The 13,855-nt window shown below is 59.8% G+C and carries 12 protein-coding genes; 6 read left to right on the top strand and 6 right to left on the bottom strand.

Annotated features, from left to right (window positions below):
- From JWR14_RS23185 to JWR14_RS23170, 4 genes are all read left to right on the top strand, one after another.
- A partial coding sequence (locus tag JWR14_RS23185) for an ATP-binding cassette domain-containing protein (RefSeq protein WP_299712532.1) occupies window positions 1-876 on the top strand: 876 nt, incomplete at its 5' end.
- Entirely contained in the window at window positions 873-1,979 is a 1,107-nt protein-coding gene (locus tag JWR14_RS23180) for an ABC transporter permease (RefSeq protein WP_299712529.1), read from the top strand. The genes JWR14_RS23185 and JWR14_RS23180, both read left to right, overlap by 4 nt.
- A gap of 8 nt (window positions 1,980-1,987) precedes the next feature.
- Window positions 1,988-2,917 carry an ABC transporter permease gene (locus JWR14_RS23175; protein ID WP_299712526.1) on the top strand — a complete coding sequence of 310 codons (930 nt, stop codon included), beginning with the start codon at window positions 1,988-1,990 and terminating at the stop codon, window positions 2,915-2,917.
- Window positions 2,918-3,052: 135 nt separating this feature from the next.
- Window positions 3,053-4,105, top strand: a complete 1,053-nt coding sequence (locus tag JWR14_RS23170) for a BMP family ABC transporter substrate-binding protein (protein ID WP_299712541.1) — start codon at window positions 3,053-3,055, stop codon at window positions 4,103-4,105.
- Window positions 4,106-4,254: 149 nt separating this feature from the next.
- Here the strand turns inward: JWR14_RS23170 and JWR14_RS23165 are convergent, their stop codons facing one another.
- The 4 genes from JWR14_RS23165 to JWR14_RS23150 all read right to left on the bottom strand — a co-directional run bounded on the left by JWR14_RS23165 (window position 4,255) and on the right by JWR14_RS23150 (window position 8,622).
- The gene (locus JWR14_RS23165) at window positions 4,255-4,464 is read right to left on the bottom strand and encodes a dodecin (protein WP_097262386.1); all 210 of its coding nucleotides are present in this window, start codon (window positions 4,462-4,464) and stop codon (window positions 4,255-4,257) included.
- Window positions 4,465-5,588: 1,124 nt separating this feature from the next.
- Window positions 5,589-6,080 (bottom strand): hypothetical protein, encoded by a 492-nt coding sequence (locus tag JWR14_RS23160; RefSeq protein ID WP_299712521.1) that lies wholly within the window; start codon window positions 6,078-6,080, stop codon window positions 5,589-5,591.
- 373 nt (window positions 6,081-6,453) lie between these two features.
- Window positions 6,454-6,900: a large conductance mechanosensitive channel protein MscL gene (gene mscL / locus JWR14_RS23155; protein ID WP_299712519.1), complete on the bottom strand. Its 447-nt coding sequence runs from the start codon at window positions 6,898-6,900 to the stop codon at window positions 6,454-6,456.
- A 306-nt stretch (window positions 6,901-7,206) separates the two neighbouring features.
- On the bottom strand, window positions 7,207-8,622 hold the full coding sequence (locus tag JWR14_RS23150; protein ID WP_299712516.1) for a DUF2252 domain-containing protein: 1,416 nt from the start codon (window positions 8,620-8,622) through the stop codon (window positions 7,207-7,209).
- Window positions 8,623-9,097: 475 nt separating this feature from the next.
- Here JWR14_RS23150 and glgX point away from each other — a divergent pair, with 475 nt between their 5' ends.
- Complete coding sequence (glgX, locus tag JWR14_RS23145; RefSeq protein ID WP_299712513.1) at window positions 9,098-11,296, top strand: glycogen debranching protein GlgX; 2,199 nt, start codon at window positions 9,098-9,100, stop codon at window positions 11,294-11,296.
- 76 nt (window positions 11,297-11,372) lie between these two features.
- Entirely contained in the window at window positions 11,373-11,549 is a 177-nt protein-coding gene (locus JWR14_RS23140; protein ID WP_299712543.1) for a hypothetical protein, read from the top strand.
- Window positions 11,550-11,665: 116 nt separating this feature from the next.
- On the opposite strand, the gene JWR14_RS23135 is transcribed toward JWR14_RS23140, so the two are convergent.
- Complete coding sequence (locus JWR14_RS23135) at window positions 11,666-12,862, bottom strand: tetratricopeptide repeat protein (protein ID WP_299712538.1); 1,197 nt, start codon at window positions 12,860-12,862, stop codon at window positions 11,666-11,668.
- 256 nt (window positions 12,863-13,118) lie between these two features.
- A complete protein-coding gene (locus JWR14_RS23130; protein WP_299712535.1) occupies window positions 13,119-13,799 on the bottom strand; it encodes a PspA/IM30 family protein in 681 nt (226 codons plus the stop codon).
- Between the last annotated feature and the right edge of the window lie 56 nt (window positions 13,800-13,855).

The following is a 13,855-nucleotide window of genomic DNA, read 5'->3' as shown; positions in this document are numbered from 1 at the left end:
GCATCGCTCGCACAACTGATGGTCGGTCATTCGCTGCCCGACTACACACGTCGCGAACATACGCCGGGCGACGTGAAGCTCGCGGTGAAGAACCTGTCGGTTGTCAGCCCGGATCCGTTCGGCACGTCGCTGCAGGACGTCTCGTTCTCGGTGCACGCGGGAGAAATTTTCGGCATTGCCGGTGTGTCGGGAAACGGCCAAGCCGAGTTGCTCGCCGCGCTCTCAGGCGAGATCCGCGATAAACACGTGGCCCCCGATGCCATCACTATCGTCGGCCAGGCCGCCGCGCGCTATAGCGCCGGCGGACGGCGTGCGCTCGGCTTCGCCTTCGTGCCCGAGGAACGACTCGGGCGCGGTGCGGTGCCGGCCATGTCGCTGGCGGAAAACGCGCTGCTGACCGGGCATCGCGAACACATGGTGCACGGCGGCTGGATCAGCACGAAGGCCATGCGCGCGTTTGCCGACCGCTGCATCAGCGCCTTCGATGTCCGCTGCGGCGGCAACGGCGCGCTCGCCCAAAGCCTGTCGGGCGGCAACTTGCAGAAGTTCATCGTGGGACGCGAGATCTTGCAGGAGCCGAAGGTGCTCGTCGTTGCGCAACCGACCTGGGGCGTCGATGTCGGCGCAGCAGGTTTTATCCGGCAACAACTACTGGATCTGGCTGCGCGGGGCGTGGCGATCCTCGTGATTTCGGAGGAACTGGAAGAGCTCTTCGATATCTGCGACCGCATCGCTGTTCTCGCTCGCGGCAAGCTTTCGCCGGTCCGCGAAACCGGTCTAACCAACGCAGAAGAAATCGGCCTCTTCATGGCCGGTCTCTTCGATGGCAATCGTGCCGACCCCGTCGCCCTCGACACCACGGCCCCGACACAATGAATTTTCCTTATCGACTCGAAGCGAGGCCCGCGCCGTCCCGTGCCATGCAGCTCGCCGTGCCGCTGGTCGCTGCGGTGCTGACGTTGATCATCGGCTTCCTGATTTTTACGCTCGTGGGTCAGGACCCGGTGCGCGCGATGCACGGCTTCTTCATCGAGCCCTTGTCGAACGTGAACGGCTGGTCCGAACTTGTTCTGAAGGCGTCGCCGCTGTGCCTGATCGCGCTTGGATTGGCGGTGGGCTACCGGGCGAACGTCTGGAATATCGGCGCGGAAGGGCAGATGTTATTAGGTGGAATCGTCGCGGGCGGCATAGCGATTCATGTTGGCGACGCTACCGGCTGGTGGATCCTTCCGCTGATGATGATTGGCGGCGTGATAGGCGGCATGGCGTGGGCCGCGATTCCCGCGTTGCTCAAGAGCCGTTTCAACACCAACGAGATCCTGACGAGCCTGATGCTCACCTACGTCGCGACGCAGTTGCTGATCTATCTGGTGAGCGGTCCGTGGCGTGACCCCGAGGGCATGAACTTCCCGATCTCGGCGATGTTCGGCGACTCAGCGCAGTTCCCGCGTCTTTACAGCGATTGGGGCTGGGCGTGGTTGAAGGGCACGCGGATCAACGCGTCCGTGTTCCTGACGGTGATCGCGATACCGCTTGTGTGGCTCTTCATGCGCAAGAGCTTCGCGGGGTATCGGATGAACGTGGGTGGCCTGGCGCCGCTGGCAGCCCGCTACGCCGGTTTCTCCGATAAAAAGGCCATCTGGACCTCGTTGCTCCTGAGCGGCGGTCTGGCCGGGCTGGCAGGCATGGGCGAAGTGGCCGGACCGATCGGGCAATTGCAGGCGAGCTGGTCGCCGGGATACGGCTTCACGGCGATCATCGTGGTGTTTGTCGGACGCTTGCATCCGGTTGGCATCGTGCTCGCGAGTCTCTTGATGGCGTTGCTGTATCTCGGCGGCGAAGCGGTACAGACGTCGCTGCAATTGCCGCAGGCGCTCGCCGGTGTGTTCCAGGGATTGCTGCTGTTTTGCCTGTTGGGCGCAGACCTGTTCGTCAACTATCGCGTGCGGCGCCGGGTCTCCGCGCACGCGCATTCCTAGATAAAACCATGGACATCAATCAGGCCAGTTCGCTTGCTTCAAGCGCCGTTGTGGCAGCCATTCCGCTGATGTTCGCCGGCGCCGGGGAGCTTGTCGCGGAGAAATCGGGGGTATTGAACCTCGGCGTGGAAGGCATGATGCTGATGGGCGCCGTGACCGGTTACGCGGTGACCGCGATCACCGGCAATCCGTGGTTGGGCATTGTGGGCGCGATTGTCGCGGGCGTGTTGATGTCGCTTGTGTTCGCGTTCCTCACCATCACCATGCTCGCGAATCAGGTTGCGACGGGCTTATCGCTGACCATTTTCGGTATTGGATTTTCGGCGTATATCGGCAAGCCTTATACGTCGGCGGCGGTGCGCGCGACCATCGATGTGCTGCCCATTCCCGGCCTCACTTCCATTCCCGTCATCGGACCCGCGTTTTTCACGCTGACGCCGCTCGGCTATCTCGCGTTCATCATGTTCGGCGTGATCAGTTGGTTTTTGTATAGAACGCGCGCAGGGTTGGTGTTGCGCTCGGTCGGCGAGTCGCCATCGGTGGCGCATTCGGTGGGTTTTCCAGTGGTCGGCGTGCGTTACGGTGCGACGCTTTTCGGCGGCGGCATGGCGGGGATTGCGGGTGGCTATTACTCGATCGTTTATCTGCATTTGTGGCAGGAGCAGCTGACATCGGGACGCGGCTGGATTGCCCTCGCACTGGTCGTGTTCGCGACGTGGCGTCCTGGGCGACTGCTGATCGGCGCATTGCTGTTCGGCGCAGTGATGGCGCTGCAGTTCTACGCGCAGGCCATTGGCGTGCCTATCCCGACGCAGTTCCTCGCGATGCTGCCGTACGTAGCGACGATCGTCGTCCTGGTGCTTATCTCGCGCAATCCGAACACGATCAAGCTAAATGCGCCCGCGTCGCTCGGCAAGCCGTTTTTTGCGGCTAGCTGACGGCGAACCACGGCCCGATTTTGGCCAATGACATTGCGGCACCATTTTTACAAACACCATCGAACCATCGACAGGAGAAGCACGATGAAGAAAAGCTGGCTGAACACCTTGGGCGCGGTCGGAGCCGTGGGCACGATGCTCGCCCTATCCGCCGCGATGGTCGCCGGTCCAGCCCGGGCCGCTGATGCGCCGGGCGTTGCGTTCGTCTACCTCGGGAATCCCGGCGATGCAGGCTGGACCTTTGCCCACGATGCCGGCACGAAGGTGATGGAGGCCAAGTACGGCAGCAAGATCAAGATCACGAGGGTGGAAAACGTACCGGAATCGGCGGATTCGGAGCGCGTGTTCCGCGATCTGGCCGCGAAGGGCAACAAGGTGATCGTGGGAACAAGCTTTGGTTACCAGGACTTCCAATTGAAGGTGGCGCGCGACTATCCGGACATTACGTTCCTGACCGCGACGGGTTACAAGAAGGCGAAAAACTTCGGCGTCTACGATAACCGCATGTATCAGGGCGCCTATCTTGCTGGCGTCGCCGCCGGTTACGTCACGAAGACGAACACGCTGGGCTTTGTAGCTTCGGTGCCGATTCCCGAAGTGATCCGCAACATCAACGCCTACACGATGGGCGCGCGTTCGGTGAATCCGAAGATCCACACGAAAGTGATCTGGATTAATAGCTGGTTCGATCCGGGCAAGGAAAAGCAGGCGGCGGAAACGTTGATCGGGCAGGGCGCGGACGTGTTGTTGCAGAACACCGATTCGAATGCGACGCTGGCGACCGCTGCGGAGAAGAAGGTGTACGCATTTGGGTGGGATTCGAACATGAAGAAGTTCGGACCGAGTGCGCACCTGGGTTCGGTGGTGCAACATTGGGAGGTGTATTACGACTCGATGGGCCAGGAGCTTCTGGATGGCAAGGTCAAGACCGATCCGGTCTGGCTGGGAATGCCGCAAAAGGCGGTGAATCTCGAGGACATGAACACGGCAGTGGTGCCGGCCAAGGCGATCCAGGCTGTCGACGCCAAGCGCGAAGAACTGCAGAGCGGCAAGTGGGACGTGTTCATGGGTCCGATCAAGGACCAGTCGGGTGCGGTCAAGATTGCGGCTGGTCAAAACCTGACGGATCCGGAATTGCAACGTATCAATTGGTACGTTGAAGGCGTTGACGGGTCGTTGCCGAAGTGATTCGGCGGCAGGGTAGTTTGCGAAGCTGCTAGCAGGACGTGGGATTTCGCAAAACTTACCTGGGTGTTTGTCATCGTTTCCGTCATAAGAAAAAGAAAAGGCCGCGCTTCGATGAAGGGCGGCCTTTGTTGTCTGCGTCGCGATTAATCTTAATCGTCGATTCGCAGTCCAACTTTAAGCGTGACCTGCCAGTGCGCGACCTTGCCGTCCTCGACTTGCCCGCGGGTGCCGATGACTTCAAACCAGTGCAGGTTGCGGAGGGTTTTAGAGGCTTTTTCGAGTGCGACACGAATTGCGTCGTCGCTTGATTGGGTCGATGACCCGGTGAGTTCGATTTGTTTGTAGACGTGATTGGTCATTGTGTTCTCCTCTGATTGCTGCCTGTTGGCATTGCACATTGAAGTGGCGTTCGTAGGACTGAGCAAATCATGCGCCAAGGCGGGATCGTTCGCACTTGGTTTTTACACGGGGGGACGGTGAGGGGGGAGGGTTTGGGGTTGCTGTCGGGTTGCCTGGTTCTGGTGTTAGCGGTCTGAGTCATTGCCGGTTGGTGCTTTCGGGCTTAGTGGTCTACGAGAGTCGGATTTTCTCTTTATCACTATTAGCCACTGCGCGTGGCGGCGCGTCATTTCTTTTTCCAAAGCGAAAAAGAAACGAAGCAAAGAAAACGCTTTTAACCGCACTACCCTAAGTGTCCACAGCGTGCAGTCTTGATTCATGGGTGCCCCAAAAGCACGGTGCTCGCAAGAGCCACGGATGTGTGAACCCCTCCTTCTCGCGAATCCTGACACGAACACGCTTCGCCCCGTACGCTCTCGGGCAAGCACCAGTGCCAAAAAACCCGCACAGCCTCACGCGCATGTGCAACTCCAAATTTTGATGGGTTAGCTGCTCGTTCTGTGCGTCCGTATTCGTGGATCACAGCCAGATTCGTATTTACTGCTTCAGTTTTTTGAAGAGTTGACTGCGCGACCGACACTGTTATCTCCGTCGCTTACGGCTTACGCATTTTTGGGGCTTTGTTACTTGGCGGGTTGGCGACGCGGTTCGTCGTGCGTACAAATTCGGTGGGTGGTTTTCGCGGATAGCGCAGGGTGAACCTTGGGCAGGTTCAGTCACTGGTGGCGAAGCGTGTGGGTATCCGTGTTCGGAGAAAGAGGGTTTCACACATCCGTGGCTCTGGCGAGCACCGTGCTTTTGGGGTACCCATGAATCAAAACTGCACGCTGTGGACACTAATGTGCCCGCGTTCTGAAAGCGGTTTCTTTGCTTCGTTGCTAAGGACAAAGAAATGACGCGCTGCCACGCGCAGTGGCTAACAGTGATAAAGAGAATATCCGACTCGCGCAGACCACTAAGACCGAAAGCAGCAACCCGGTAGCAACTCAGACCGCGAACCCTAGAATCTAGCAACCTGGCATTGACTCCACCCGCGAACCCCACAACCACCAGCAACCCCAAACCCGTCCACCGGTGCGAACAACTACCGTAGGGGCCTCGACGCTGCATCCCCCGCATCCTGCCGCCGCGCGCCGCGCCTGCTCCTTGCACTCGCCGATGCCCCAAACTCGCTCAAAATTTGCGTCCGTACCCGGCTGGCAAACACCAGAAACCCGAACCCATTGGCTTCATACCAATACCCGCCATTTTCGAGCCCATCGAGCGGTTGCTCCAGCGCGTTCGTAATACATTCGATACACCGGCGATGCAACTCCTCCACGGCCGGATACGGCGGTTGCGCGCCACGAACGCTGCAAAGAAGTACATCAAGCCCCGGCAGCACATGCGCGTACAACACCGGTTCATCCTGCGCGCGAGCGCGTGCAATCTTGGTGTCGAGTTGGCCAAACGGCTTGAAATGCCTTAGCACGGCGAGGAAAGACTCATCACCGTCGACCTTTGCGCGTCTACGCTTTTTCGGGAAGGACATAAAAATTCGCCTGAAAAAGAATTGCAAAAAACGCAGCGTCCTCATGCGGCCACTCCCGTCTGGCGGGCCGCTCGTTTGTCTGGACACGTCGATCTTTTATAGCACATCGAAGTGGTGGATTCACGGCGATTCAGTTTAGGACACCGCCAGGTCGGTCATGCTCGACCAGCCCTCACGGTGGCGCACAAATCATGCCGATAACCCTGCTGCGGCTCGCATGTTTCTATCTCAATAATAGACCTACGAAACCCCGCTGCGATGAAAAATCGCCAGAAAATTCAAACGAGTGTCATGAATGCCACCAACTCCCTGATTGCATCCACAAAACGAAAAAGCCCGCGACGACGCCGTCACGGGCTTTTCTGGAACACCGCCTGTCCCGGAGGGTCAGGTCAGACGCTTAGCGCACACGCTCAGGTCAAACCCGCGGTGACGTCTTCAGCGAATCACGGATCTCACGCAGCAACAGCACGTCTTCTGGCGTCACAGCAGGCGGCGGTGCTGGCTCCTCGGCCCGGCGCAGCTTGTTGATGAACTTGACCATCAGGAAAATGATGAACGCCAGGATGATGAAGTTGATCAGCACGGTAATGAACGAGCCATAACCGAATACGGCGACACCCGCCGTTTGCAAGTCTTTGTACGAATCGGGATTGCCCTTGAAAGTAGGCGGAATATTGCCGAGCTTGATGAACATGTTGGAAAAATCAAGTCCGCCCGTGACTAGCCCCACGACCGGCATGATCAGATCCTTGACGATCGAATTGACGATGGTCGAAAACGCGCCGCCGATAATCACACCGACCGCCAGATCCATCACGTTGCCCTTGAGGGCGAAGCTCTTGAACTCCTGAATCATGCTCATGCGTTGCTTCCTCCATTAAAGATCATAAGAATCGGCAGCAAGGGATGTGCCATTCGACGACGTCCGCGTTTCCTTTCGCGTTTCCTCCGCGTTGCCCAACTTCCAGCCGCCGTCCCGGCTTCGCGTATCTGTTCAGGCTCTCACCGTTTTTTAAACGAATAACGACAATGATAGCTAATCGGTAGCATTTGCGTCCCGGGTTTTTGACGTCATCGGCGGATCGGACAGGGTTTGGCGGATGGATTCTGCTCGTTCGCTCCCTCGCTTGTCTCGTCATTCGTCTCCTCATTCGCCCCCATCGCACTGCTACGCTTTCTCCGGCGGCGCCGCTATCACGCGGCCCTGCGCAATTGCCGCGACGAACGCAGCGTGGTCGACGACGGTTTGCGCACCGTAGCTTTCGGCCCATCGTGCATAAGCTGCATCCAGGCGGTCCGAGTTGCCGCAATAACCAGCGATCAGTGCGGCATCGCCGGTGCGTGCATGAGCACGTGCGAGCAGCAAGCCGAGGCACCACGCGTAGAAGTCGAAGGTCGCGCCGTGCAGCCAGTCGACCGGAATCGAGCCGCGGATATTCTTCATCTGCCGCACGTAGAAATCCCGGCCCGAAATGGTTGTCCAGCCGAGCAGCGGGTCGGAGGAGCTTTGCAGGAGGCGCTGGCCGTGCACCACGCGCCGTCCCTGGTGGCTGAACGGCTCAGCGAGCGGCGGCACGAATGGCGCTGCGGCCGGCACAATGCCTTCCTTGACCTGCATGAATAGCGGATCGGCATGAGCCCGCCCGAGCAGCAATAACAAATACGCGCGCGTCCCGACACTGCCTACGCCTACCACGCGATGCGCAACATCGACTACGTCGTAGCGCTCGAGCATCGTGCGCCATTCACCTGCGATGGTTTGCAAGTACCCGCGCAACCCTTCGGTCACGTGGTTTTTCTCCGCAGCATCGAGACGGGTCAGGATCGGCGGCTCGTCGCGAAAACGCCAGCTTTTGCCGTCCGACTCGGCGACGCGAGCAAGCATGGTCGCGTGACTACGCTTGGTTGCACGCTCGACGGCCTTCGCAATGGTCGCCTTCTCGGGCGAGTCGAGCGTGACCGGCGCTTCAATATGCAACACGCTTGCGTACGAGCGCATCTGCCACAGCTCGTACGCGGGAACCTGTGCCAGCGTGGACATCGTGGTCCGGTAGGCGGCGCAGGCGGTGCGTACGGCACGTTCGCGGCCGGCGGCATCGACGCTGTTTTCGCGCGCCGCCACGTTGATGCTGGCGGTGAGCCGTTTTAAATCCCATTCCCACGGGGCGACCAGCGTTTCGTCGAAGTCGTTCAGATCGAAAACCACGTCCTGCCGGGGCGTGCGGAACAGGCCGAAATTGTTCAGATGCGCATCGCCATCGATCATCACATGGTGACCGATTGACGGCGTGTGCGCGAGATCCCAGGCCATCACGCTCGCCGCGCCGCGCAGGAACGCAAACGGCGACGCAGCCATGCGCGACATGCGCAGCGGGATCAGCCGCTCCTGCCGGCCGGCGTTGTTGGCGAGCACACGCGCCACCGGGTCCGGGCGGTCACCTTTTGGCTGCCAGCTTGCGTGCGCGTCGAAGGGGATCGAGTCGCGCAGCGTGCGGCCAAGCACACGGCTTTCCGCAGCGCTGACGATGGCCGTACCGGATAAGCTGACGGGTGGATTCGCGGATGTCGTGGGCTGAGTGGGCAAGACAGCTTTCCTCGGGTTGGTCGATAGCGTAGGCTGCGCGCGAAGTTGACGACTGCGCCGCTTCGCGCCGCGCCCGACGCTAAGGGACGTACGACACGGCGCACGGCAAGAGACGCACGAGCACAATGCGCGCCAACGGCGATTCCGTACAGGCCCGGATTTCAAAAACCAAGGCGGGCGGTTTCTTCTTCGCCTTGAAACGCGAAGCCGTTCCGCGCGCAGTATCAAGTCTCTAGAGCGGCTGCCAGAAGCTGTCCGAAAAGGACGCTCCGCAATGGGCACGAAACCTGCTATTCCTTTCTGCCCTCGGGCTCGGGATAACGTTTGCAAGCAGGGCGCAGTATTCCGCGCAGTAATCCGTCCCCCATCCCGGCGAACAAACCCGCCATCCGCACGCGGCACGGCGGGTTGAACCACCGATTGAAGCACCGATCACATATCGACTGAAGCATCCAACACCTGGACACACGCATACATGGCACACGATATCCGCATTGCCGAAGGCTCGCCGTTTCCCCTGGGCGCGACCTGGGACGGAGAGGGCGTCAACTTCGCCTTGTTCACCGCGCACGCCACGAAAGTCGAACTGTGCCTGTTCGATGACCTCGGCGAGAAAGAACTCGAACGCATCGAATTACCTGAATACACCGATGAAGTTTTCCACGTCTATCTATTCGGTTTGAAACCAGGCGCGGTCTATGGGTATCGCGTGCATGGTCCATATGAGCCTGAAAACGGGCATCGCTTCAATCCGAACAAGCTGTTGCTCGACCCGTACGCGAAGGCGCACGTGGGCGAGTTGACGTGGGACCCGGCGGTGTTCGGCTACACGCTCAACGCGGACGGCGACGACCTGACGTTTGACGAACGCGACAGCGCCCCGTTCGTGCAAAAGTGCCAGGTGGTCGACCAGAGCTTTTCGTGGGTCCACCCGACGCGCGTTCGCGTGCCTTGGGAACAGACCATCTTCTACGAGACCCACGTGCGCGGTTACACGAAACGCCACCCGGCCGTACCCGAGAATTTGCGCGGTACATTCGAGGGATTGGGCACGAAGGAAGTGATCGAGCACATCAAGAGCCTCGGGGTGACATCGGTTGAACTGTTGCCCATCCAGGCGTTCGTGGACGACAGCCATCTCACCGACAAAGGCCTCACCAACTACTGGGGCTACAACACAATCGGCTTTTTCGCCGCCGATCCGCGCTTCTTCGCGCAAGGTCCGGGCGCTGTTGCGGAACTCAAGCAGATGATCGACCGCTTCCACGAGGCCGGCCTCGAGATCATTCTCGACGTGGTGTACAACCACACCGCCGAAGGCAACGAGCGAGGCCCGACGTTGTCGTTCAAGGGTATCGACAATGCTTCGTACTATCGGCTACCCGAAGACAAGCGTTATTACATCAACGATACGGGCACGGGCAACACGCTCAACCTGTCGCATCCGCGCGTGCTGCAGATGGTCACCGACAGCCTGCGCTACTGGGTCACCGAGATGAACGTGGACGGTTTCCGTTTCGATCTCGCGACGATTCTCGGCCGCGAGACCTACGGTTTCGACGAAGGCGGCGGGTTCCTCGATAGTTGCCGCCAGGACCCGATTCTCTCCAGCGTGAAGCTGATCGCCGAGCCTTGGGATTGCGGCCCAGGCGGTTATCAGGTCGGTGGATTTCCGCCGGGCTGGGCGGAATGGAACGACAAATTTCGCGATACCGTGCGCGAGTTCTGGAAAGGCGAAGAGGGCGTGGCGGCCGAGTTGGCAACGCGTATCACTGGTTCCGGCGATAAATTCAACCATCGCGGCCGCCGTCCGTGGGCGAGCGTGAATTTCATCACCGCGCACGACGGTTTTACGCTGAACGACCTTGTCTCGTACAACGAGAAGCACAACGAGGCACATGGCGAGGACAACAACGACGGCAGCTCGGACAACCGCTCATGGAATTGCGGCGCGGAAGGCCCGACTGATGACCCTGAAATCCGCGCGCTGCGTGAGCGCCAGAAACGCAACATGCTGGCGACGCTGCTGTTCTCGCAAGGCACGCCGATGATCCTTGCGGGCGACGAATTCGGCCGCACGCAACAAGGCAACAACAATGCGTATTGCCAGGACGATGACATCAGTTGGGTCAACTGGGACATCGACGACGACGGCCGCGCGTTGAACGACTTCGTGCGCAAGCTCACGACCTTGCGGCACACACTGCCGGTGCTGCGTCGCGGACGTTTCCTGACGGGCGAGTTTCATGAAGACCTGCAACTGTCCGATGTCAAATGGCTGAGCCCGTCGGGCGAGGAGTTGACACCGGAACAATGGGACGATCCATCGATGCGCTGCTTCGGGCTTGTCATCGACGGGCGCGCTCAAGCAACGGGCATTCGCCGTCCGGCATCGGATGCCACGCTGCTGCTCGTGATCAATGCGCACCACGACGTGGTGGACCTGACGTTGCCCGAGATCCCGGGCAGTGACCAGTGGAGTTGCTTGATCGATACCAATGCGCCGATCCGCGAAGAACTCGAAGACTTTGATTCGGGCGCGATCTATCAAGTAACCGGACGGTCGCTGCTGCTGTTTGCGTTGCATGCGCGCGGCGCGACGAAGCGGATTTTCAAGCGTCTTGAAGAAGCGCTCACCGACGAAGTCGAACCGGAGGGGGGTAACGCAGCGTAAGGGAGCGTTATCTACTGCCGTAGTTTGTAACGGCTATCATGCGGGTCATGAACCTTGACCCGCTGTTTCGCTTACCTTGCCGCCCACCGTTTCTATCCGCATCGTCGCGTATCGTGCAGTGCATCCAGTCGACATGATCTTCGAGGCACTCATGCGTGTCGCGAACTGGGATCAACTCGAGCGCATCTGGGAATTTATCGTGGGATTCTTCAAATTCCTCTGGGCGTTGCTGCGCTTTCTCGGGGGCGGATGAAGGCCCGCTTATGTGTCGACGGTCTGCCACGAATCCGCGCGCCAAATAAAAAAGCTCCGGACCGAATCCATCAGATTCGTCCGGAGCTTTTAACATCCGCCCAGCCCACAGTCAGGTCAGGAGTTGTTGTCCCAGTTGCCGGAATCGTTGCTGCCCAGGTCGACGCCGCCACCGTTGTCGCTCCAGTCGTTCGAGCCGTTGCCGAAGTCGAGACCGCCGCCATTGTTGTCGTCGCTACCACGACGGCGACGCAATTCGTCGTCATCGACTGGCACTTCGCGTTCAATCACGCGCTCGCGGTTGCCGCCGGACAGCGCCTCACCCAGCAGCACGCCCGTCAGCAATCCGCCCATTCCGCCACCAAAACCACCGCCCTGCTGCACAATGACCGGCGGCTGCTGTTGCGGATAAGGCGAATAGGGCGGCTGACCTTGTTGCGGGTTGCGCCCGAATCGCTCAGCTTCCTGCGCGTAAACCGACTGGCCGTCTGCGCTTGCCGGTGCAGCGGTCGCGCGCGGATCGGGCCGGCCTTCCGAACGGGCCCGCACGCTCTCAATCTGGTTCGCCAGGTCTTCGATTGCGTAGGGCGGCACGGAATTTTTTGAATTCGACAGCGCTTCGACTAGCTGGCGCAGTTGCGTTTCGATGCCCTCGACTTGCTGAAGCATTGCTTCGTGGCCCGGTTGCGTCGATAAACGCACATCGAGCTTCAGCGACCGGACGTCGTTGAGCAGTTCGGTCGCGCGTTTGAGTTGCGTGCGGCGATCGGCGTCGGCCTGGCCGTCGTCGTTCGAACGCGCGCGTTTCAGACCCCAGCGCAAAACGAGTGCAATCCCGACGAACAGGACCGCAAGCAACACCCACATGCCCATTGAAGGCCCATGTTTTTCGGGAGCCGCCACGGCGCCTTGATTGAACGGATTGCGCGTAACCGCCGTGGATGTTGAGTTAGACGAGTTAGACGTATTAGTCGATGAATTCACCCGGTTCGCGTCCGAACGGATACGCGCTTCCATGGCGTTGAAGCGCGACGGATCGGTGAATTTAATGGCTGGGTCGAGTGTGCGCGCTTGCTGAACCTGCGCGAGCGCGTCGGAGGAGCGGCCTTCGCGATCCAGCACTTGCGCGTACAAATAATGCGCCTTGGCGTTGTTCGGATGCGCCTGCAGCACTTCTTGCAACTGGGCGTCAGCCTGGCTCCAGTTGCCTTGTGTCATCGACTGCTCGATCTGGCCAGCGGTGGGCACGGCGGCAAAGGCCGCTGCCGAGACCAGCATCAGCGATGCAACTACGGCCATCACATATTTTTTCATCAGCGGACCGGGGCGTTTCGCACCCGTCTCCATTCCATGCGACATTTCGATGCAATTCCCCAATGCTGCCCGCAGCGAACCGCGCAATTGCGCCGTTCGCTGCGCCTTTGACCGCGCGCAGACTTGAGGTTGCCCTCGTTGCTGGTTCACGCTGTCAGGCGTTCGCCCCGAAGGGCGCAAGCCTTGGTCCCGCTCTTTATCCTGCTTTATTCTGAAGCTGGCGTAAAAACTTCACGCCAGCCTGAGAGCCAGCACTTTACTGCGCCGGCGTGTTTATTTGCTTCTTAAGCGCTTCCAGGCGGTCTTCGACAGACGGGCCACGCGTGAGCGCCGCGAGTTTGTCTTCAAGCGCCTTGCCGCTCTTCTGATCGGCCGAGTTCAACCGGGCATCCGAGCGCGCATTCGATAGCTGGACCTTGTCTTCCAGCTTCTGAAAGTCTTCCGACAGGTTCTTGCCGCCAATACCGCCCAACGCCGTTGCCGCGACATCTTTCGCCGTTGCAATCTGCTGCTTGGCTTGAAGAATGTTCGAACGCGAGTTGAGCTCGTTGCGCCGCTGGCGCATATCGTTGATCTGCTGCTTCAGGTGATCGACCGACGGCACCAGCGTCACCAGCTCAGCGGCCAGCGCGTCGCGTTCCGTCTCGGCGTTTGCCTGCGCGCCCAAAGCTTCACGGGCAAGCGCTTCGTCGCCGCCTTGCAGAGCGCGCTTGGCGCCGTCTTCATACTTCTTCGCCTTCTCGGCGGCAACATCGCGTTTGCTTTGTTGCGTGGCGACTTGTGCCTCGATTTCGATCAGCGAATTTTCGGCCTTCGCGATGCTGTCGTCGAGTTCGCGCACGATCTGGCGAGCGTCTCGCGACGGGTCCTGCACGGTGTCGGCGGCGTCGTTCAGCAGGCCCTTGACGGTGCGCGAGATGGAATCCAAAAGCGACATGAGTTTCCTCCTGGAAATGAAGTCGGCTGCCAGACAGCAACGTTCGATGAACATTC

Source organism: Caballeronia sp., from assembly GCF_028292365.1.
GTDB lineage: Bacteria > Pseudomonadota > Gammaproteobacteria > Burkholderiales > Burkholderiaceae > Caballeronia.
Note: the sequence above shows the minus strand (reverse complement) of the source record. Positions and strands in the feature narration are given on the sequence as shown.

Excerpts from the sequence above, each read along its gene's own strand:
- JWR14_RS23170 (WP_299712541.1), top strand. The coding sequence starts at position 3,053 with ATGCTCGCCCTATCCGCCGCGATGGTCGCCGGTCCAGCCCGGGCCGCT.
- JWR14_RS23135 (WP_299712538.1), bottom strand. The coding sequence starts at position 12,862 with ATGAAAAAATATGTGATGGCCGTAGTTGCATCGCTGATGCTGGTCTCG.
- JWR14_RS23175 (WP_299712526.1), top strand. The coding sequence starts at position 1,988 with ATGGACATCAATCAGGCCAGTTCGCTTGCTTCAAGCGCCGTTGTGGCA.
- JWR14_RS23160 (WP_299712521.1), bottom strand. The coding sequence starts at position 6,080 with ATGAGGACGCTGCGTTTTTTGCAATTCTTTTTCAGGCGAATTTTTATG.
- JWR14_RS23165 (WP_097262386.1), bottom strand. The coding sequence starts at position 4,464 with ATGACCAATCACGTCTACAAACAAATCGAACTCACCGGGTCATCGACC.
- glgX (WP_299712513.1), top strand. The coding sequence starts at position 9,098 with ATGGCACACGATATCCGCATTGCCGAAGGCTCGCCGTTTCCCCTGGGC.
- JWR14_RS23180 (WP_299712529.1), top strand. The coding sequence starts at position 873 with ATGAATTTTCCTTATCGACTCGAAGCGAGGCCCGCGCCGTCCCGTGCC.
- mscL (WP_299712519.1), bottom strand. The coding sequence starts at position 6,900 with ATGAGCATGATTCAGGAGTTCAAGAGCTTCGCCCTCAAGGGCAACGTG.
- JWR14_RS23130 (WP_299712535.1), bottom strand. The coding sequence starts at position 13,799 with ATGTCGCTTTTGGATTCCATCTCGCGCACCGTCAAGGGCCTGCTGAAC.